The following is an 18,886-nucleotide window of genomic DNA, read 5'->3' as shown; positions in this document are numbered from 1 at the left end:
GACGCGCCTGAGTCGCTCAAGTGCGGACCGACGACGTCGTCGAAGGGGTCGGTGGGCCACAGCTGGTCGTGCGCGGCAAGGGCGGCAAGACCAGGGTGGTGCCGATCAGCAACTCGCTTTCCGCAACGCTGCAGGCGGGCAGGCGCTGTCGGGCACACCCGGTATCTGCCGGCGTCCGGCTGGCTGTTCCTGCCTGGAGCGCCGAGCGGGCACCTGACCCCGCTGCACGTCGGCGACCTGGTCTCCGCGGCACTTTCAGGGGACTGGTCGATGCACAAGCTGTGCCATCGCTTCGCTACCGCGCCTACCGCGGCAGCCGCAACCTACGCTCCGTCCAAGTGCTGCTCGGCCACAGTTCGACAGCCACAACCGAGCGCTAGCGCTACACCGCGGTCGACGACGACGAATACGCGCTGCCGCGAGGGCTGCCTATCAACCAACTAGGTGAGAGCGAGCTGCTTCTCAATCTCGACCGTTGACGCTTCACCGAACAGAGGCCCCTCCCTCGGTTCTTTAAATCCGGCGCCTTTGCTCCAGACCGGCAAGTGGCTGAAATCGCCCTTTTGGCGCTCATAGATCGCATTCACGACTTCCCCGACTGTCATCGGGTTCTCGTAACTATCCCTCATCTGTCTGACACCGGGAGTCGGTAGCGACGTTTCGCCCTCTGGGGGTGATACCGGCTGACCGACTTGGACGAACATGAACCGTTGGTCGCCGGGAAAATAGCACGCGATCGTCCCGCCCGTCTCAGCGAAATAGTGCGCCATCTGGCCATTAAGCACGTCATTCATGAGGTCGGATGCAACGCACACAATCGTGTTGCGCACCCACGAAAATCTAGACCCGAAGGCTGGGTCACGCCGCATTTGCGCGAACGCAAACGTCGCGATGGTGTGCGGGTCAACCATCGATCCACTCCCTCGCACGCTGTTGCCAAGTACGGCTTATCAGGGCCAACTGGCGGTCCCACTCTTGACTAACTGTAACTCCGTCGCCGCTAGAGAGCGACACGATCGTCTCGCGTATCCCCAGGTCATCGGCAGGGTCGCTGCTCTGCTTGAAGATATGACGATGAACCTCGGAGTGGCATATGTCGATGCGTAGCACCCGGTGCCGTTGCGCCTCTGGACCCTCCTCGACTCGACGGGCGTTGATCACGATTGCCCAATCGATGTTGTAGCCCTTCCAGATCGCGAATCGGTATACCAACTCGAATAACCATCCGTCGATAGGTTGTCCCAGCACGCTCACCACGGTGTCGCGGTGAAGTTCACTTTCTGGGTAGTCCCTCGGGCTGTATGGCTGCGTCGGGGTGGCGGGGTACCCAAAATTAATCGGACGAACGACGCGGCGCCTTGGCTTGGGTCGACGCCGCGGGCCAGGCATGGCGCAACTTTAGCGACGCGCACTGACAACCCACGTGGCGCGTCCGCCACTCAACTGTGAATGTGTCGGCGTTCTATTGGCGCCTTTGATCAGGTCGGCAGGCGACCGCGATACTGGCCAGCGTGAGTGACGCAGACGAGACCGACGCGGCCGAACGCTGGCTCGATCAATTGGACCCTGACGACCCGACGGTTCGGGCGTACGACGTCCAGGCCATCAGTGCGGCAGCCGGCCAGCTGCGCGTTGCGGTCGCGGACGCGTTGGCTCGCGGCGTGCCGGCTCGCGTGATCAACGTGTCGATCGAGCGACTCGAGGACCACCTGAGCGTATTGCTGCGCGCGGGCGAAACCATTCCGCTCGGGCAGCTGCGCGACGACCTGAATCCCTGAATCCGGACGGCTAACGGTTCGGCGACATGCCGCCCAGCACTACAGCGAAGCCTTATGACCTGATCGGCCGGCTCGGCGCTGAATCGACTAACCGCCCGCAACCCGTCCCGCAGCGCTGGCCCGCTGTGCTCACCGCCGGTCTTTGGCCTCGACGCCGTGCGGTCAACCTCGATGCTGCGATTCAACAGGCGACGGCGAAGTCCTGCGGCCCCGCTGCGGCCCCGGCGCAAATCCCAAACTGACGCGAAAAACGAAACCGCTGCTCAAACTCTGTGGAGCTAGGGAGATTCGAACTCCCGACCTACTCGATGCGAACGAGTCGCGCTACCAACTGCGCCATAGCCCCTGATCGCTAGCAGGCTACCAGCCGCCAGAGCATCAAGCCGAACCGCGGGCTACTGGCCGACGGCACGCGGAAGATCCCGCGGCCAGCCGTAGTTGCGCGCGGACACGGCGTACTCCAGGTGTTCGAAGATGGGGTCCTCGTCGTCGATCTCCAGGACCACCGCACCCGGGCGCCGCAACCGCGACGGCACCAGGTCGTAGTCGCGGTCTTCGGTGTTCTCCACGCCCATGCGTGCGCGCGCCATCCGGCGCATCCGGCGGCGGCGCACCTGCTCCTCGATGCGGGTCTGGCGGCGCAGATAGAACAGGTAACTCAGCGTGATCGTGGTGGCGGCACCGCACAGCCACCAGGCCACCGGGGTCACCTCGAACGCGGTGATGGCCGAGCCGATCAGCACGAGCGCCATCGCCACCAGCATCTTCTTGCGGAAGGCGTACTTGCGGGCGCTGACGGCCGCGGCCGTCTTGTTCTCGTACCGACGCCGGCGCGACGCACCCACGGCGTAGGCGGGCGGTGCGTCATCCATGTCGTCGTCCTCGGGCTCCAAACCCGAAGAGTCCTCGACATATTCGTACTCGTCGTCGGCGAGTTCGTCGTCGGTGTCCTCGGTGTGGTCCTCGGATTCGACCTCATCGTCCGCGGTGCCGTCGACCGCGAGCAACGCCGGTCCCTCGGCCGCCGCTGCGCTGGCGCCCACCGGCAGAGCGGCGGCATCCTCGTCGACCACGTCGACGTCCAGGTAGTCGGGCTCGGAAACCCCGGTCTCCTTGTCCGCCCTGGCCATTGCCGTGACGACGGACCGACGGCGCATCACCACGTCGGTGTCTTCGTCCTCGAGTACCGGCAGGTCGTGGTCCTTGTCGGCGTCGGCGAACGGGCCATCGATCGGCTCGGTCTCCCACTCTTCCTCGGGCTTCCAGTCCGGGTCGCTGCGGTGACCGGCGGCCGGCCCGGAACGCCTGAGCAGTCGCGCGCCGGCACCGCCGTTGAGCACCCTGGTCGCCAGGGCCACGTCGCTGGTGCGGCGGACCGCATCTCGTTTGCTGATCAGCATCGGCACCAGCACGAACAACCAGAGCACCACAAGCGAGATCCACAACAACGACTGCGGGATGCTTGGCATCTTGACCTGCTCTCTTCGGTTCCGATCCCCGCGAGGCAACTCGTTGACCTGCGCGGCCGGGTCTGTCGTGACCAGGGCAATTACACACCTGTAATTTGCCTCTTTCAAGCATCACACGCCACATATGTCACGTTAGCCACAGAATTATTTCGGTTGCCTCACCATCGCGCGCACCTATTGCTCGCGAACAGACGCAAAGGCCCCTGATTTCGGCACGAAATAGGTGCTTTTGCGTCTGCTCGGCGTTAGACCCAGCTGGCGCGACCGGCCCGGACCAGCGTCGATGCGACCGATCCGTACACCTCTTCGACGGTCAACGCCACCAACATGTGGTCCCGCCACGCGCGGTCGACCTCGAGATAACGGCGCAGCAGCCCCTCTTCCCGGAACCCGGCCTTGGCCAACACGGCGCGGCTCGCCCCGTTTTCCGGACGGACGGTCGCCTCTACCCGATGCAACATCACCGGCCCGAAACAGTGGTCGACGCCCAGCGCCACCGCCCCGGTCGCCACCCCGCCGCCGGTGCATTCGCTGGACACCCAATAACCGATCCACGCCGAGCGCAACGCCCCGTGCGTGACGTTGCCGATGGTCAACTGCCCGCAGAATTGCCCGTCGAGTTCGATGACGTAGGGCAGCATCCGTCCCTTGCGCGCTTCGGCACGCAGCCCCGAGCACACCGTCGGCCACGCCGCAACGTTGTGCCGGATAGACCAGTCGCCGTCGGCGCTGGGTTCCCACGGCTCGAGCTGCGCGCGGTCGGCCAGCCGGATCCGGCTCCATTGCGCGCCGTCGCGCATCCGCACTGCTCGTAACCGGATCACCCCAGCGGCCACCCGCAGCGGACCGACACTCATCGGCCAACCAGGATGCCGGGAGCTGGACCGCAGCAGGTTCACGGGGACCGATCGACGCTCAGCCGTGCTGAGCCAGGAAGGCGACGTCGACGATTTCCCCGGTGCGGATCTGCTCGGCGCCGCTGGGAACCACCACCAGACAGTTCGCCTCGGCAAGCGTGGCCAACAGGTGTGACGACGCGCCGGGCGCCCCGCCCAAGGCCTGGACGAGATACTCCCCGCTCTCCTGATCCCGCATTAGTTGGCCGCGCAGATAACCTTTGCGCCCGGCCACCGAGGTGATCGGCGACAACGTGCGCGCCTGTACGACCCGGCGCATCGGATGCCGCTTGCCCAGCGACAGCCGGATCAGCGGGCGGACCATCACCTCGAACACCACCAACGCGCTGACCGGATTGGCCGGCAGCAGAAACGTCGGCACCCCGTCGCGGCCGAGCTGCCCGAACCCCTGGACCGAGCCCGGATGCATGGCCACCCGCACGACCTCCATGTCACCGAGCTCGGACAGCACCGAGCGCACCGCCTCGGCCGCCGCGCCGCCCACTCCGCCGGCGATCACCAGCACTTCGGCGCGACTGAGCTGGCCTTCGACGATCTCGCCGAGTTCCTTGGGGTTGTTGCTGACGATGCCGACCCGATTCACCTCGGCGCCGGCGTCGCGGCCCGCGGCGGCCAGCGCGTAGGAGTTGACGTCGTAGACCTGCCCGTTTCCCGGGTTGCGCGAGATGTCCACGAGTTCACCGCCCACGGCCATCACCGACAGTCGCGGGCGCGGGTGCACCAGCACCCGTTCGCGACCGACGGCCGCCAGCAAGCCGACCTGGGCAGCGCCGATGATCGTCCCGGACCGCACCGCCACGTCGCCGGGCTGCACGTCGTCGCCGGTGCGACGGACATAGGCGCCCGACGGCGCGCCACGCAGAATCCGTACCCGGTTCATCCCGCCGTCGGTCCAGCGCAGCGGCAACACCGCGTCGGCCAGGGTCGGCAGCGGCGCCCCGGTCTGCACCCGGGCAGCCTGGCGTGGTTGCAGCCGGCTGGGGGTACGCGCTCCGGCTTCGATGGTGCCCATGACCGGCAGGGTCACCACTTCCCGACCCTCGATGCTGCCGTCCTCGCCGACGGCCTCGACCGGTCCGGAATCACCGACACCGAGCACGTCGACGCTGCGCACCGCGTACCCGTCGATGGCGGCTTGGTCGAAACCGGGCAACGGACGCTCGGTCACGACCTCTTCGGCGCACAACAGTCCTTGCGCCTCGGCAATGGCAACTCTGATCGGCCTCGGAGCCACCGCGGCTGCCGATATCCGGGCCTGTTGCTCTTCCACAGAACGCACAGTGCGCGCCTTCCTGCCGTGCGGACCTGAACCCGCGCGCCGGCTTGCCGGCTACTGTTCGGTCAGGCCCAATCGCGCCACCAACCACCGCCGCAGTTCCGGGCCGTAGTCGTCACGATCCAAAGCAAAGTCAACCGCAGCCTTGAGGTAGCCGCCGGGATTTCCCAAGTCGTGTCGGGATCCGCGGTGCACGACCACGTGTACCGGGTGGCCTTCGGCGATCAGAAGCGCAATGGCATCGGTGAGCTGCACTTCGCCGCCGGCCCCACGGTCGATGCGGCGCAGGGCGTCGAAAATCGCGCGGTCGAGCACATACCGGCCCGCGGCGGCGAACAGCGAGGGCGCGTGTTCGGTCTTGGGCTTTTCCACCATGCCCTTGACCCGCAACACGTCGGTGGCCTCGGGTATCGGGTCGACGTCGAAAACGCCGTAGGCGCTGATCTCTTCCGGCGACACCTCGATGGCGCACAGCACCGTGCCGCCGTACTGCGCACGCACCTGCGACATCGTCTCCAAGACCCCGGTCGGCAGTACCAGGTCGTCGGGCAGCAGCACCATGACGGCGTCTTCGTCGGCGGTCAGGGTCGGTTCCACGCAACTGATGGCATGCCCCAACCCGAGCGGCTCGGCCTGCACCACGGACTCGACCTTGATCAGCGCCGGGGCACGACGAACCTTGGCCAGCATGGCCTTCTTACCGCGGGCCTCGAGGGTCCCCTCCAGCACCAGATCCTCGACGAAGTGGGCGACGACGCCGTCCTTGCCTTCCGAGGTGATGATCACCAGACGTTCGGCGCCGGCGTCGGCCGCCTCGGCGGCGACCAGCTCGATGCCGGGGGTGTCGACGACGGGCAACAGCTCCTTGGGAACGGTCTTGGTCGCGGGCAGAAATCGAGTTCCTAAGCCGGCAGCGGGGACGATCGCCGTGAACGGGACCGGGACTTGAGGGCGTGACATCGTTCACAACCATAGCCCGGCACGGGCGCATGGTCGGCGAGAACGCCGCAGCCGCGGGCGGTCTGTCATCGTTAGAGCGATGACCACCGCGAGCAAGGCTGCGTTGCGGGACCGACTGTCCCGGGCCCGGCGGCACGTTGCCGACGACGTGCGCGCCGCCGAGGCCAGGATGCTCAGCGATCATCTGGAACGCACTCTGAGCAGCGGTGTCACCGTATGCGCCTATGTGCCGGTGGGATCGGAACCCGGATCGGTCGACATGCTCGACGTGTTGCTGCGCCGGGCGGGCCGCGTGCTGTTGCCGGTAGCGCGAACGGCCGCCGACGACACGCCGCTGCCGCTGCGCTGGGGTGAGTACTTCCCCGGCCGACTGGTGACCGGACGCTGGGGGTTGCTCGAACCGCCCGAGCCGTGGCTACCGGAGACGGCCCTGGGAGAAGCCGCGGTGGTGCTGCTGCCGGCGCTGGCGGTGGACCGGCGCGGTACCCGGCTGGGCCGGGGCCGCGGTTTCTACGACCGGTCGCTGGCGGTGCGCGACCCGCAGGCGATGCTGGTCGCGGTGGTGCGGGATGCGGAACTGGTCGACGAGTTGCCGTCCGAACGACACGATGTCCCGATGAGTCACGTGCTCACACCCGCATCGGGGATGGTCGCTCTGCCGATCGGGGAATGATCGGTATCACGTGGCGGTTCTAGCACTTGAGACGGTAGAGTGCTAACTCAGGCTTATTATCATCCGGAGGTTTTTGTGCCCACGTACAGCTACGCGTGCACCGAATGCGACAACCGCTTCGACAAGGTGCAGGCCTTCACCGAGGACGCGCTGACCACCTGCGACAAGTGCTCAGGCCGGCTGCGCAAACTGTTCAATTCGGTCGGGGTGGTGTTCAAGGGCAGCGGGTTCTACCGCACCGACAGCCGCGAGGCCGGCAAGAAAGAGAAGAGCGCGACCAACGGCTCCTCGACGAGCGATTCGACCTCGACCTCAGAAACCAAGTCCTCCAGCGACAGCAAATCGTCGGGTTCGACCGAGAAAGCCAGCACCTCCACGGCCTCGGCAACGGCCGCGTCGAGCTGACGCTTCCGCGGTTATCCACAGTCGGCCTCTGAGCCGGCGGCGTCATAGCGAAACGCCGCTTAACGTGTGACGGCGTGCGGGAACCGTCACTCAATCCCACACTGCTCAGCCGGATCTCGGCATTCGTCCGCCCGGACTGGACTCGAACCGTGCTGGCCCGGCGCATCGCCGCGGGCGGGCTCGTCGTGCTGGCCGGCGTTGCTGCGGTGCGCCCCGACCCCGACGGCACCCGGGTCGACGTGGTGGTCGCCGTCCACGATCTGAAACCCGGCACCGCGCTGACCGCCGGCGACGTGCGGCTGGAACAGCGCTCGCCGACGTCGATTCCGGACGGCTCGCAGACCAGCCTCGAGGTCGTGCTCGGTGTGACGCTGGCCGGTCCCGCCCGGCGCGGGGAAGTCCTCACCGACGTCCGGCTGCTGGGGAGCCGGTTGGCCGATTCCACTGCCGGTCCGGGCGCCCGGATCGTGCCGCTGCATCTGTCGGACACCGCCCTGGTCGACCTGCTGCGGGTCGGCGACGTCGTCGACGTTCTCGCCGCGCCGGACACCGACACACCCGTCGCTTCGCGGATGCTGGCAACTGATGCCGTCGTGGTGTTGATCTCGGCACCGCAGAAATCCCCAGGATCCGATCGGGTGCTGCTGGTGGCGCTGCCGGGCCGGATCGCAGCCGGGGTGGCCGCGGCGGCACTGGGCCGGGCCGTCACCGTCGTCCTGCACTGAATCCCCGCCGCGGCAACGCAATTCGGCACCGCGCCGCGGTAGCCCCTATGTTGGACAGGTGAGCCTTACCTCAGAAAGCGTGCTCGACTGTCTGCAGCTGGGCGACACGCGGTTCGCCGCCGGCGTCCGCGACGGTGTCGCCCGGATCGAGGATCTGATCAGCAGCGAACTCGGCGACGGTGACGAGATGATCCGCGAAGCGATGCAGCATCCGTTCGACGCCGGGGACACCGAACTGCGGCCGCTCTTCACCGTGCTTGCCGCGCAACTAGGTCCCGAACCCGATTCCTGGCAGGTCACGGTCGTGGGCGCGGCTCTCGAGTTGATCCACCTGGCGACGCTGTGTCACTCCGCGGTTGCCGACGACGTTGCCGTCGCCGACGATGCGGCGGCCCGGTGGAACACCAACCTGGCAATCCTGGCAGGCGACTACCGGTACGCGGTGGCGTCGCGGTTGGGTTCCCGGCTGGGCCCGCAGGCCTTCGCGGTGATCGCCGAGACCTTCGCCGAGTTGGTCTCCGGGCAGATGCGCCAGACGCGAGGTGTCTCGCCGGGCGCCGACCCGGCCGAGCACCACCTGCGGGTCGCGCGGGAGCGGACCGGTTCCCTCATCGCCGCGTGCGGTCAGTTGGGTGCGCTGTGCGCCGGCGCCTCAGCCGACGTGGTCCAGCGTCTGTCCCGGTTGGGCAGGTTGGTCGGCACGGCGTCCCACCTCTCGCACGCCCTGGCCGCGGCCGAGGCAGCGGCGACAGCCGATCAGGCGCGCGAGGAATTGGTCGGCCTGCCCGATTCCGCGAGCCGGCAGGCCTTCTCGACGCTGATCGACTGCGCGATCCGTGGGCGTGGCGACCAGCACGGCATCATGGCAAACGGTGCCGACTGAGCTAGGTTTTCATTCGGGGTTGGAATTCCGGATCAATGTGGGCCCATTGCAGAAAGGACGTACTGATGCTCAAAGGGTTCAAGGAGTTTCTGTCGCGGGGCAATATCGTCGACCTGTCGGTCGCGGTGGTCATCGGTACTGCGTTCACGGCGCTGGTCACTGCCTTCACCGACAGCATCATCAAACCGCTGGTCAGCTCGATCGGCGTCGGTCAGACGTCACAGGTCGGGCTGCTGAAGATCCACATCGCCGGCGAGGGAGAATCCGCCAAGTACATCGACTTCAACGTCGTGCTGTCGTCGGCGATCAACTTCTTCCTGGTCGCGGCGGTCGTGTATTTCCTGGTGGTGCTGCCCTACAGCAAGCTGCGCAAGCAGGGCGAGGTCGAGCAGGCCGACGACGCGCAGGTCGTCCTGCTCCAGGAGATCCGCGACCTGCTCGCGAGCCAGACCGGCGGCAGCAGCTCGGGTCGGCACGGCGGGGCTCAGGGAGCTTTCGAGTTGTCACCACGGCCCGAGCACGGGCCCCGCGCCGACGCTTGAGCCGGACTCAGATCTCCAGGCTGGACAGCTGGCCGATGATGTAGGCCGCGAGCGGATTCAGCGTTGCCATCCCGTCGCGCACCGCGTATCGCGACCCGGCCAGGTTGACCACCAACGTGCTGCCGGAGACCCCGGCCAGCCCGCGTGACAGCCCGGCATCGGTGATGCCGGCCGACAGACCCGAGGCGCGGATGGCCTCGGCGATGCCCAGGATTTCCCGGTCCAGGATCTCGCGGGTGGCCTCGGGTGCGACGTCGCGCGGCGTGACTCCCGTCCCGCCGACAGACACCACCAGGTCCACCCCGCCGATGACGGCGGTGTTCAACGCGTTGCGGATCTCGACCTCGTCGGCCTCGACCGCCACCACACCGTCGACGACGAACCCGGCCTCGGTCAGCAATTCGGTGACCAGCGGGCCGCTGTGGTCCTCGTCGCCGTGCGCGGTGCGGTCGTCGACGACGACGACCAGCGCCCGCCCGACAACCAACTCCGCGCCCTGTTCCATGGGTGCCACCGTATATCCGAGGTCTGACAGCTGCCCCTCGACCTTCATCACTGGTCCGCCTTTCCGAGCGTGACTTGCACCGTGCGGCTGCCACCCGCGGGATCTTGATAGGTCAGCGACACTTTGTCGCCGGGCGCTTTGGAACGCACCGCGGCAACCAACGCGTCGGCGCTGTTGATCGGCCGGTCGTCGACCTTGGTGACGATGACACCCTTGGGCACACCGGCGTTGGCCGCGGCGCCGTTGGCCACCACCTCCATCACCTTGGCACCCGGGGCGTCCTTGTCGGTGGTGACCTGAACGCCCAGCGAGGCGTGCGACGCCTTGCCGGTGCTGATCAACTCGTCGGCGATCCGTTTGGCCTGGTCGACCGGGATCGCGAAGCCGAGCCCGATCGAGCCGCTCTGCGCGTCGCCGGAATCGGCGCCCAGCGTGGCGATGGCCGAGTTGATGCCGACCAGCTGGCTGCTCATGTTGACCAGGGCCCCGCCGGAGTTGCCCGGGTTGATCGCGGCGTCGGTCTGAATCGCATCCAGCACGGTGTTCTGGTTGCCGGCCTCGCCCGTGGTGGACACCGGCCGGTTGAGCGCGCTGACGATGCCGGTGGTGACCGTGCCGGCCAGTCCCAGCGGCGACCCGATCGCCAACACCGGTTGGCCGACCCGCAGTCCCGACGAAGAGCCCATCGAGATCGGGGTCAAGCCGGAGACGCCCTGCACCCGGATGACGGCGATGTCACTGGTCGGATCGGCACCGACCACGCTGAACGACGCGGTACGGCCGTCGGAGAAGGTCACGGTGGTCTTCGGCGGCGGACTGTTGGCGGGCGGTTTGGCCGCTGCCGCGACGACGTGGTTGTTGGTCAGGATCAGCCCGTCAGCCGACAGGATGACCCCGGAGCCTTCCTCGGACGCGCGGCCCAGGTCGGTCTCGAGCATGACGACGCTGGGCACCACCTTGGCTGCGACCTGCTCGACCGAGCCTGCGGGCATGTTGGCGGCCGGAACACTCGGCGCCGCCCCCGGCGACGCCGAAGTGCCTCTGCCGGACCCGGATTGGTGGCCCAATTCGACGACGGTCGCGGCCGCGCCGCCGATGCCGGCCGATACCACCGCGATGGCCAGCGCACCGAAGATCAGGCCTCCGGACCGACGCCGCCGCGGCGGCGGTGCCATCGGCGGCAGCATCCCCGGGATCGGACCCGACATGGTCGGACCGGGGAGCGGTCCGGGCCCCGTGACGGTCGGTATCGGGCGCGAACCCGTCGCGCCGGGCAGCGGCCCGGAACCCGTGTTGTGGGGTATCGGGCCCGCGCCGGTGCCGCTGAGCGGATCGAAGGAACGAAACGGCTGCTGCGGCGACGGCTGATAGCGCCAGTCGAACTGCTGGTTGTAGCTTTGCTGCCCCTGGGCATAGGCGGGAGGCACAGGCTGATTAGGCGTGGCGCTGTAACCCGGCTGCTGCGGCGGTGGCGAATACCTCGGGTGATTCGTCATGTCGCTAAGACGCTCTTCCTCTACTACTTGGGGCTTCAAGGCCTACTCGAGCATGCGTTGCTTGCATGGCTTGGTTTTCAACACTAACTGCACAACCACCCTGCGCGCGCGGACTAAGAATCCACTGAGATGACATTCGCCGAACCCCGTGAGCTCTCCGGGTCGCCGTGATTTGTGTCACTGTCGGTCGGCGGATACACCGCACTGGGCATCGGGCGGCCGGGTAGCAGCACGTAGATCGAAGTCCCGGGCGGCTGGGCGCCCGGTTCGGTGTCCTCGACACGCAGCGATCCACCATGGTTGAGCACCACCTGCTTGACGATCGCCAGTCCCAGACCCGAGCCCGGCATCGCGCGCGCGGAGGCGGACCGGTAGAACCGCTCGAACACCAGGCGCCGCTCCTGCGGCGGGATGCCGGGACCGTGGTCGGAGACCACCAGTTCGGCGTGGGACGGGTCGAGTTGACGCAGCCGCACTCCCACCCGACCACCCGGCGGACTCCACTTGGCGGCGTTGTCCATCAGGTTCAACGCAGCCCGCGACAGCCCGGCCGGATCACCGTAGACCTGCCACGGAACGACCTCGACGTCGAAGTGAATGTCGTTGCGACGACGACGAACTCGTTCCAGACTGCGGTCGATGACGTCGGTCATGTCGACCGGCTCGTGCACGGCTTGGCCGGCATCACCGCGGGTCAGGTCCACCAGATCGCCGACCAGCGTCGACAATTCCTCGATCTGACCCAGGACGTCGGCGCGCAGGTCGACCATCTCCTGTTCGGGCAGCCGCGGGGCGCCGGGGGCCATCGAGGCCATCAGCAGTTCGACGTTGGTCCGCAAGGACGTGAGCGGTGTACGCAATTCGTGTCCGGCGTCGGTGACCAGCCGCGCCTGGCGTTCCCGCGATTCGGCCAGCGCACGCAGCATCAGGTTGAACGCCTCGGTGAGCCGGGCCAGCTCGTCGCTGCCGAAGACCGGGATCGGACGCAGGTCGTCGGTGCGGGCCACCCGTTCGGCCGCCTCGGTGAGCCGGCCGACCGGACGCAGGCCGGCCCGGGTGACCATTCCGCCGGCCACCGCGGCCACCGCCACGCCGACGCCGCCGACCATCACGAGCACGAAACGCAGTCTGCTCATCACGTGTTCGGTGGGCTCGAGGCTCTTGGAGATGAGCAACGAGCTGCCGTTGGGCAGATGGATGGCAAGCACCCGCTGACCGGCGGCGGTGCGCCGGGACATGAACAGGTCTCCGCGGATGACCGCCTTCTCCGGGGTTCCGACGGGCAGGGTCTGTCCCGGCTGGTTGGCGGTGTAGATGGACCGGCCCGGGTTCACCAGCATCGCGTTGACGTCCGAATAGGCGGTGCCCTCGATGGCCTTGCCCGGATCGGCCGCCAGCGAACCGCTGGCGATGAGCAGCTGGGCACGGCTCTGCAGCTGGTTGTCGAGGTCGGTGTACAGCGCGGCCGAGATCACCGCGTAGACGGCGAAGGAGATCAGCACGACCACCATCGCCACCATGGACATCGCCAGCAGCATCACCCGCCACCGCAGCGACAGGGAGCTCGTCGCTCGCAGCGGCGCGCGCCGTTTGCGGCGGAAACCGAGCATCAGGGCGGTGTTTCGCGTAGCACGTAACCCACACCGCGCACGGTGTGGATCAGCCGCGGCTCGCCGTCGGCCTCGGTCTTACGCCGTAGGTACCCGACGTACACCTCCAGAGCATTGCCTGAGGTGGGGAAATCGAATCCCCAGACCTCTTCCAGGATGCGGCTGCGGGTCAGCACCCGGCGCGGATTGGCGATCAGCATCTCCAGCAACGCGAATTCGGTTCGGGTGAGGCTGATTCGGCGCTGGCCGCGGGTGACCTCGCGGGTCACCGGGTCCAGGGTCAGATCGGAGAACCGCATCGCCACCGATTCCGCGACGTCCTCGGGCTTGGTGCGGCGCAGCAGCGCCCGCATCCGGGCCAGCAGTTCTTCCAGGGCGAACGGCTTGGGCAGGTAGTCGTCGGCTCCGGCGTCCAGACCTGCCACGCGCTCGGAGACGGAATCGCGCGCCGTCAGCACCAGGATGGGCAGGTCGTCGCCGGTGCTGCGGAGCTGACGGCACACCTCCAGGCCGTCCAGCCGCGGCATCATCACATCCAGAACGACCGCATCGGGCCGGTCGCTGGCAATTCGCTCGAGCGCCTCCACGCCGTCATGGGCCAGTTCCACCGAGTAGCCGTTGAAGGCAAGCGACCTGCGCAGCGACTCGCGCACCGCACGGTCGTCGTCGACGACAAGTATTCGCACGGGGCTCAGTGTCGTACGAAGGCCTGAGAGCGGGCTGAGAGGCGCGCCGACCGGACGACAAAGCGGGCCACCCGGTGGTCCGCTGAGGAGTCGGTCAATCCAGCGTTTGTCAGCCGCTTTGTCAGCGCTTGTCGAGGTCGATCAGGCCCAGGCGAGCGGCCTTGAGCAGCCGCCGCGGCACCTTGTGTTTTTGACCGGCAACGTTGACGCCCACCAGCTCGGTGGCGGTGGCCTTCCACTGCGAGCGCCGGCTGCGGGTATTCGAGCGCGACATCCTGCGCTTGGGTGTGGCCATGGTCGGGCCTGACTCCTCGTTCGGGGTTTCGGTCGGGTGTGTCGCGCGGCATCCTTCGCCCGCGTGGCGACAGTTGCCGATCAGGATAGTCGGTGGACCTGCTGGTCGCCAAAATCGGGCCGGGTCGGAGGCTTTGCGGGGGTCCGAGCCGGTTGACGCGACACCGGCGGTACCCGCTAACCTACCGGTTGGTTGGTTGATCGATCCCGACGGAGGGAGGACGCGCATTGGCCCGTTCTGGTGCCGTGCGTATCGCGAACTGCTCCGGTTTCTACGGTGACCGGCTTTCAGCCATGCGCGAAATGCTCACCGGCGGTGAGGTGGACTATCTCACCGGCGACTATCTGGCCGAGCTGACCATGCTGATTCTGGGCCGCGACCGGATGAAAAATCCCGACCGCGGCTACGCGAAGACCTTCCTGACCCAGCTCGAGGAGTGTCTGGGCCTGGCCCACGAGCGTGGGGTGCGCATCGTCGCCAACGCCGGCGGCCTCAACCCCGCCGGACTGGCCGACGCGGTGCGCGCCCTGGCCGAGCGGCTGGGTGTCCCGGTCCGGGTGGCCCACGTCGAGGGCGACGACCTGCAACCCCGCGCCGCCGAACTGGGACTGGGTTCACCCCTGACGGCCAACGCCTACCTGGGCGGATGGGGCATCGCGGACTGCCTGGCCGCCGGCGCCGACGTCGTGGTCACCGGCCGGGTCACCGACGCTTCGGTGATCGTCGGGTCGGCCGCCGCGCACTTCGGTTGGGGCCGCACCGACTACGACCGGCTCGCCGGCGCCGTCGTCGCCGGCCACGTCATCGAGTGCGGCACCCAGGCCACTGGCGGCAACTTCTCCTTCTTCACCGAGATACCGGACCTGACCTACCCCGGCTTCCCGCTGGCCGAGGTCGACGCCGACGGATCGGCGGTGATCACCAAGCATGCCGGCACCGGCGGCCTGGTCAGCGTCGACTCTGTCACCGCCCAACTGCTCTACGAGATCACCGGCGCCCGCTACGCCAACCCGGACGTGACGGCCCGGATGGACAGCGTCCAGCTCGCCCAGGACGGACCTGACCGGGTCCGCATCAGCGGCGTCGTCGGCGAACCGCCCCCGCCGACACTGAAGGTGTCGCTGAACAGCATCGGCGGATTCCGCAACTCCATGACGTTCGTGCTGACCGGACTGGACATCGAGGCGAAAGCGGAGTTGGTGCGACGCCAGCTCGAGGCCACGATGACGGTGCAGCCCGCCGAGTTGGAGTGGACACTGTCGCGCACCGACCGCCCCGACGCGGACACCGAACAGACCGCCAGCGCGCTGCTCAGCTGCGTCGTGCGTGACCCCGACCCCGCCAACGTGGGACGCAAATTCTCCGGTGCCGCAGTCGAATTGGCGCTGGCCAGCTATCCGGGATTCACCGCCACCGCCCCGCCCGGCGACGGTCAGGTGTACGGGGTGTTCACTCCCGGCTATGTCGACGCCGGCCTGGTGCCGCACGTCGCGGTGCACGCTGACGGTACGCGTATCGAGATCGAGCCTGCCGCAGACACTTTGGTGCTGGAACCGGCGGCTGCGCCGGCCCTGCCGGAGCCGTTGCCGGCCGGACCGACCCGGCGGGTGCCGCTGGGACTGATCGCGGGCGCGCGCAGTGGTGACAAGGGCGGCTCGGCCAATGTGGGGGTGTGGGTCCGCACCGACGAGCAGTGGCGGTGGCTGGCCAACACCTTGACCGTCGAACTGCTCAAGGAACTTCTTCCCGAAGCGGGCGGCCTGGAAGTGACCCGGCACGTATTGCCCAATCTGCGGGCGGTGAATTTCGTGATCGAGGGAATCCTCGGCCAAGGCGTCGCCTACCAGGCGCGCTTCGACCCGCAGGCCAAGGGGCTGGGTGAATGGTTGCGCAGCCGCCACGTCGACATTCCGGAGAGGTTGTTGTGAGCATCTGGACCACCCCCGAACGCGAACAGTTGCGAAAGACCGTGCGGTCGTTCGCCGAACGGGAAATCCTGCCCAACATCGACGAATGGGAACGCACCGGTGATCTTCCCCGCGACCTGCACCGGCGTGCGGGTGAGGCGGGCCTGCTGGGGGCGAACTTCCCCGAGGCGGTCGGTGGTGGCGGCGGGGACGGCGTCGACGCGGTGATCATCTGCGAGGAAATGCACCAGTCCGGCGCGCCGGGCGGGGTGTTCGCCTCGCTGTTCACCTGCGGGATCGCGGTGCCGCACATGATCGCATCCGGCGATGAGCGACTGATCGACACCTACGTGCGTCCGACGTTGGCCGGCGAGAAGATCGGCTCATTGGCCATCACCGAACCCGGCGGCGGATCCGACGTCGGGCATCTGCGGACATCGGCCGTGCGGGACGGCGATCACTACGTGATCAACGGGGCCAAGACCTACATCACTTCGGGGGTGCGCGCCGACTTCGTCGTGACCGCGGTACGCACCGGCGGGCCCGGCGCGGGCGGAGTTTCGCTGGTCGTCGTCGACAAGGACACGCCCGGCTTCGAGGTGAGCCGAAAGCTGGACAAGATGGGCTGGCGGTCCTCCGATACCGCCGAGCTCTCGTACACCGACGTCCGGGTGCCCGTCGCGAACCTCGTCGGGGCGGAGAACAGCGGCTTCCTGCAGATCGCACAGGCATTCGTCTCCGAACGCATCGGCCTTGCCGCGCAAGCATATTCGAGTGCGCAGCGCTGCCTGGACATCACCGCGCAATGGTGTCGCGACCGGGAAACTTTTGGCCGGCCGTTGATTTCGCGGCAGGCGGTGCAGAACACGCTCGCCGAGATGGCGCGGCGCATCGACGTCGCCCGTGTCTACGCCCGGCATGTCGTGGAACGTCAGTTGGCCGGAGAGGACAACCTGATCGCCGAGGTGTGCTTCGCCAAGAACACTGCCGTCGAGGCCGGCGAGTGGGTGGCCAATCAAGGCGTCCAGTTGTTCGGCGGCATGGGGTACATGGCGGAGTCAGAGATCGAACGCCAGTACCGGGACATGAGAATCATCGGCATCGGCGGCGGAACCACCGAAATCCTCACCGCCCTGGCCGCCAAACTCCTGGGATACCAATCATGACCGTGCTGAGGTCCACCCTCGATCCGTCCGCCGATGCCTTCAACGACGCCGCCGCGGCCACCACGACCAAACTCGACGAGATCGCAGCCGAATTCGCCAACGCCGTCGAGGGCGGCGGACCGAAATACGTTGAGCGCCACCATGCCCGGGGCAAGCTGACGGCGCGCGAGCGCGTCGAGCTGCTCGTCGACCCGGACTCGGCGTTCCTGGAGTTGAGCCCGCTGGCGGCCTGGGGCAGCGCGTTCAAGGTGGGTGCCAGCACGGTCACCGGAATCGGTGTCGTCGAAGGCGTGGAGTGCATGATCGTCGCCAACGACCCCACGGTCAAAGGCGGTACCAGCAATCCCTGGACGCTGAAGAAGATCTTGCGGGCGAACCAGATCGCCTTCGAGAACCGGCTGCCGGTGATCTCACTGGTGGAGTCCGGTGGTGCGGATCTGCCCACCCAGAAAGAGATCTTCATCCCGGGTGGACGGATGTTCCGCGACCTGACCCGGCTGTCGGCGGCCGGAATCCCCACCATCGCACTGGTATTCGGCAACTCCACCGCGGGCGGTGCATACGTGCCGGGCATGTCCGATCACGTGGTGATGATCAAGGAACGCTCCAAGGTGTTCCTGGCCGGTCCCCCACTGGTGAAGATGGCCACCGGCGAGGAGTCCGACGACGAATCTCTCGGCGGTGCCGAAATGCACGCCCGCATCTCGGGTCTGGCCGACTACTTCGCGATCGATGAGCCCGACGCCATCCGCATCGGGCGTCGTATCGTGGCGCGGTTGAACTGGAAGAAGCAGGGACCGGAGCCGCGGGAAGTCACCGAGCCGCTGTTCGACACCGAAGAACTCATCGGCATCGTGCCCGCAGACCTACGCATCCCGTTCGACCCGCGCGAGGTGATCGCCCGCATCGTCGACGGCTCCGAATTCGACGAATTCAAGCCGCTGTACGGCTCTTCGTTGGTCACCGGTTGGGCCCAGCTGCATGGTTACCCGGTCGGAATCCTGGCCAACGCCCGCGGCGTGCTGTTCAGCGAGGAATCCCAGAAAGCCACCCAGTTCATCCAGTTGGCCAACCGGTCTGACACGCCACTGTTGTTCTTGCACAACACCACCGGCTACATGGTGGGCAAGGACTACGAAGAAGGCGGGATGATCAAGCACGGCTCGATGATGATCAACGCCGTGTCCAATTCGAAGGTCCCGCACATCTCGCTGCTGCTCGGCGCGTCATACGGCGCCGGCCACTACGGCATGTGTGGGCGCGCGTACGACCCGCGGTTCCTGTTCGCCTGGCCGAGCGCGAAATCCGCGGTGATGGGCGGCGCCCAACTTTCCGGGGTGTTGTCCATCGTGGCCCGCGCGGCGGCCGAAGCCCGCGGTCAGCAGGTCGACGAGGACGCCGACGCGGCGATGCGGGCCGCGGTCGAGGGCCAGATCGAGGCGGAGTCGCTGCCGCTGGTCCTGTCCGGGATGCTCTACGACGACGGGGTGATCGACCCGCGCGACACCCGCACCGTGTTGGGAATCTGCTTGTCCGCCATCGCCAATGGCCCGATCAAGGGGACGTCGAACTTCGGCGTCTTCCGGATGTGAG

20 protein-coding genes and 1 tRNA gene are annotated in these 18,886 nt (G+C 67.4%); 9 read left to right on the top strand and 12 right to left on the bottom strand.

The annotated features are described in order from the left end of the window. Positions 1-440 precede the first annotated feature (440 nt). Both AC5Y4D_RS13260 and AC5Y4D_RS13255 read right to left on the bottom strand, forming a co-directional pair. Positions 441-911, bottom strand: coding sequence for a hypothetical protein (locus tag AC5Y4D_RS13260; RefSeq protein ID WP_499946562.1), 471 nt, complete (start codon positions 909-911; stop codon positions 441-443). Next, on the bottom strand, positions 904-1,248 hold the full coding sequence (locus tag AC5Y4D_RS13255; protein WP_499946563.1) for a hypothetical protein: 345 nt from the start codon (positions 1,246-1,248) through the stop codon (positions 904-906). Before AC5Y4D_RS13255 ends, AC5Y4D_RS13260 begins: the two co-directional genes overlap by 8 nt. A gap of 263 nt (positions 1,249-1,511) precedes the next feature. Between AC5Y4D_RS13255 and AC5Y4D_RS13250 the strand changes: the two genes are divergently transcribed. Beyond that, on the top strand, positions 1,512-1,778 hold the full coding sequence (locus AC5Y4D_RS13250; protein ID WP_499946564.1) for a hypothetical protein: 267 nt from the start codon (positions 1,512-1,514) through the stop codon (positions 1,776-1,778). A gap of 273 nt (positions 1,779-2,051) precedes the next feature. Here the strand turns inward: AC5Y4D_RS13250 and AC5Y4D_RS13245 are convergent. The 5 genes from AC5Y4D_RS13245 to AC5Y4D_RS13225 form a co-directional block, all read right to left on the bottom strand. Then, a tRNA-Ala gene (locus tag AC5Y4D_RS13245) sits at positions 2,052-2,124 on the bottom strand. 49 nt (positions 2,125-2,173) lie between these two features. After that, positions 2,174-3,247 carry a divisome protein SepX/GlpR gene (gene sepX, locus AC5Y4D_RS13240; protein ID WP_499946565.1) on the bottom strand — a complete coding sequence of 358 codons (1,074 nt, stop codon included), beginning with the start codon at positions 3,245-3,247 and terminating at the stop codon, positions 2,174-2,176. A gap of 245 nt (positions 3,248-3,492) precedes the next feature. Beyond that, positions 3,493-4,146, bottom strand: coding sequence for a GNAT family N-acetyltransferase (locus tag AC5Y4D_RS13235; protein ID WP_499946566.1), 654 nt, complete (start codon positions 4,144-4,146; stop codon positions 3,493-3,495). Between the two features lie 16 nt (positions 4,147-4,162). Continuing rightward, positions 4,163-5,443 carry a molybdotransferase-like divisome protein Glp gene (gene glp / locus AC5Y4D_RS13230; RefSeq protein ID WP_499946567.1) on the bottom strand — a complete coding sequence of 427 codons (1,281 nt, stop codon included), beginning with the start codon at positions 5,441-5,443 and terminating at the stop codon, positions 4,163-4,165. 51 nt (positions 5,444-5,494) lie between these two features. Further along, the gene (locus AC5Y4D_RS13225; protein WP_499946568.1) at positions 5,495-6,400 is read right to left on the bottom strand and encodes a UTP--glucose-1-phosphate uridylyltransferase; all 906 of its coding nucleotides are present in this window, start codon (positions 6,398-6,400) and stop codon (positions 5,495-5,497) included. 79 nt (positions 6,401-6,479) lie between these two features. Here AC5Y4D_RS13225 and AC5Y4D_RS13220 point away from each other — a divergent pair, with 79 nt between their 5' ends. The 5 genes from AC5Y4D_RS13220 to mscL all read left to right on the top strand — a co-directional run bounded on the left by AC5Y4D_RS13220 (position 6,480) and on the right by mscL (position 9,628). Further along, positions 6,480-7,073 carry a 5-formyltetrahydrofolate cyclo-ligase gene (locus AC5Y4D_RS13220; RefSeq protein ID WP_499946569.1) on the top strand — a complete coding sequence of 198 codons (594 nt, stop codon included), beginning with the start codon at positions 6,480-6,482 and terminating at the stop codon, positions 7,071-7,073. Positions 7,074-7,148: 75 nt separating this feature from the next. Then, positions 7,149-7,478 (top strand): FmdB family zinc ribbon protein, encoded by a 330-nt coding sequence (locus AC5Y4D_RS13215; protein WP_499946592.1) that lies wholly within the window; start codon positions 7,149-7,151, stop codon positions 7,476-7,478. A gap of 74 nt (positions 7,479-7,552) precedes the next feature. Continuing rightward, the gene (locus AC5Y4D_RS13210; RefSeq protein ID WP_499946570.1) at positions 7,553-8,203 is read left to right on the top strand and encodes an SAF domain-containing protein; all 651 of its coding nucleotides are present in this window, start codon (positions 7,553-7,555) and stop codon (positions 8,201-8,203) included. Positions 8,204-8,282: 79 nt separating this feature from the next. Continuing rightward, a complete protein-coding gene (locus tag AC5Y4D_RS13205) occupies positions 8,283-9,086 on the top strand; it encodes a polyprenyl synthetase family protein (protein ID WP_499946593.1) in 804 nt (267 codons plus the stop codon). 65 nt (positions 9,087-9,151) lie between these two features. Next, positions 9,152-9,628 carry a large-conductance mechanosensitive channel protein MscL gene (mscL, locus tag AC5Y4D_RS13200; RefSeq protein ID WP_499946571.1) on the top strand — a complete coding sequence of 159 codons (477 nt, stop codon included), beginning with the start codon at positions 9,152-9,154 and terminating at the stop codon, positions 9,626-9,628. Positions 9,629-9,635: 7 nt separating this feature from the next. On the opposite strand, the gene AC5Y4D_RS13195 is transcribed toward mscL, so the two are convergent. The 5 genes from AC5Y4D_RS13195 to rpmF form a co-directional block, all read right to left on the bottom strand. Then, positions 9,636-10,181 carry a MogA/MoaB family molybdenum cofactor biosynthesis protein gene (locus AC5Y4D_RS13195; RefSeq protein WP_499946594.1) on the bottom strand — a complete coding sequence of 182 codons (546 nt, stop codon included), beginning with the start codon at positions 10,179-10,181 and terminating at the stop codon, positions 9,636-9,638. Beyond that, on the bottom strand, positions 10,181-11,629 hold the full coding sequence (locus AC5Y4D_RS13190) for a S1C family serine protease (RefSeq protein ID WP_499946572.1): 1,449 nt from the start codon (positions 11,627-11,629) through the stop codon (positions 10,181-10,183). The genes AC5Y4D_RS13195 and AC5Y4D_RS13190 overlap by 1 nt, the downstream gene beginning before the upstream one ends. A gap of 113 nt (positions 11,630-11,742) precedes the next feature. Continuing rightward, positions 11,743-13,239 carry a HAMP domain-containing sensor histidine kinase gene (locus AC5Y4D_RS13185; RefSeq protein WP_499946573.1) on the bottom strand — a complete coding sequence of 499 codons (1,497 nt, stop codon included), beginning with the start codon at positions 13,237-13,239 and terminating at the stop codon, positions 11,743-11,745. Then, positions 13,239-13,925, bottom strand: a complete 687-nt coding sequence (gene mprA / locus AC5Y4D_RS13180; protein WP_499946574.1) for a two-component system response regulator MprA — start codon at positions 13,923-13,925, stop codon at positions 13,239-13,241. The genes AC5Y4D_RS13185 and mprA overlap by 1 nt, the downstream gene beginning before the upstream one ends. A gap of 121 nt (positions 13,926-14,046) precedes the next feature. Next, positions 14,047-14,220: a 50S ribosomal protein L32 gene (rpmF, locus tag AC5Y4D_RS13175; protein WP_499946575.1), complete on the bottom strand. Its 174-nt coding sequence runs from the start codon at positions 14,218-14,220 to the stop codon at positions 14,047-14,049. 245 nt (positions 14,221-14,465) lie between these two features. Here rpmF and AC5Y4D_RS13170 point away from each other — a divergent pair, with 245 nt between their 5' ends. From AC5Y4D_RS13170 to AC5Y4D_RS13160, 3 genes are read left to right on the top strand one after another with little or no spacing between them, the layout of a single operon-like run. Then, complete coding sequence (locus AC5Y4D_RS13170; protein WP_499946576.1) at positions 14,466-16,148, top strand: acyclic terpene utilization AtuA family protein; 1,683 nt, start codon at positions 14,466-14,468, stop codon at positions 16,146-16,148. Further along, the gene (locus AC5Y4D_RS13165) at positions 16,145-17,293 is read left to right on the top strand and encodes an acyl-CoA dehydrogenase family protein (RefSeq protein WP_499946577.1); all 1,149 of its coding nucleotides are present in this window, start codon (positions 16,145-16,147) and stop codon (positions 17,291-17,293) included. Before AC5Y4D_RS13170 ends, AC5Y4D_RS13165 begins: the two co-directional genes overlap by 4 nt. Before the next feature lie 2 nt (positions 17,294-17,295). Further along, complete coding sequence (locus tag AC5Y4D_RS13160) at positions 17,296-18,885, top strand: acyl-CoA carboxylase subunit beta (protein WP_499946595.1); 1,590 nt, start codon at positions 17,296-17,298, stop codon at positions 18,883-18,885. Position 18,886 lies beyond the last annotated feature (1 nt).

The sequence above is a fragment of the Mycobacterium sp. NGS67 genome, from assembly GCF_059812185.1.
Note: the sequence above shows the minus strand (reverse complement) of the source record. Positions and strands in the feature narration are given on the sequence as shown.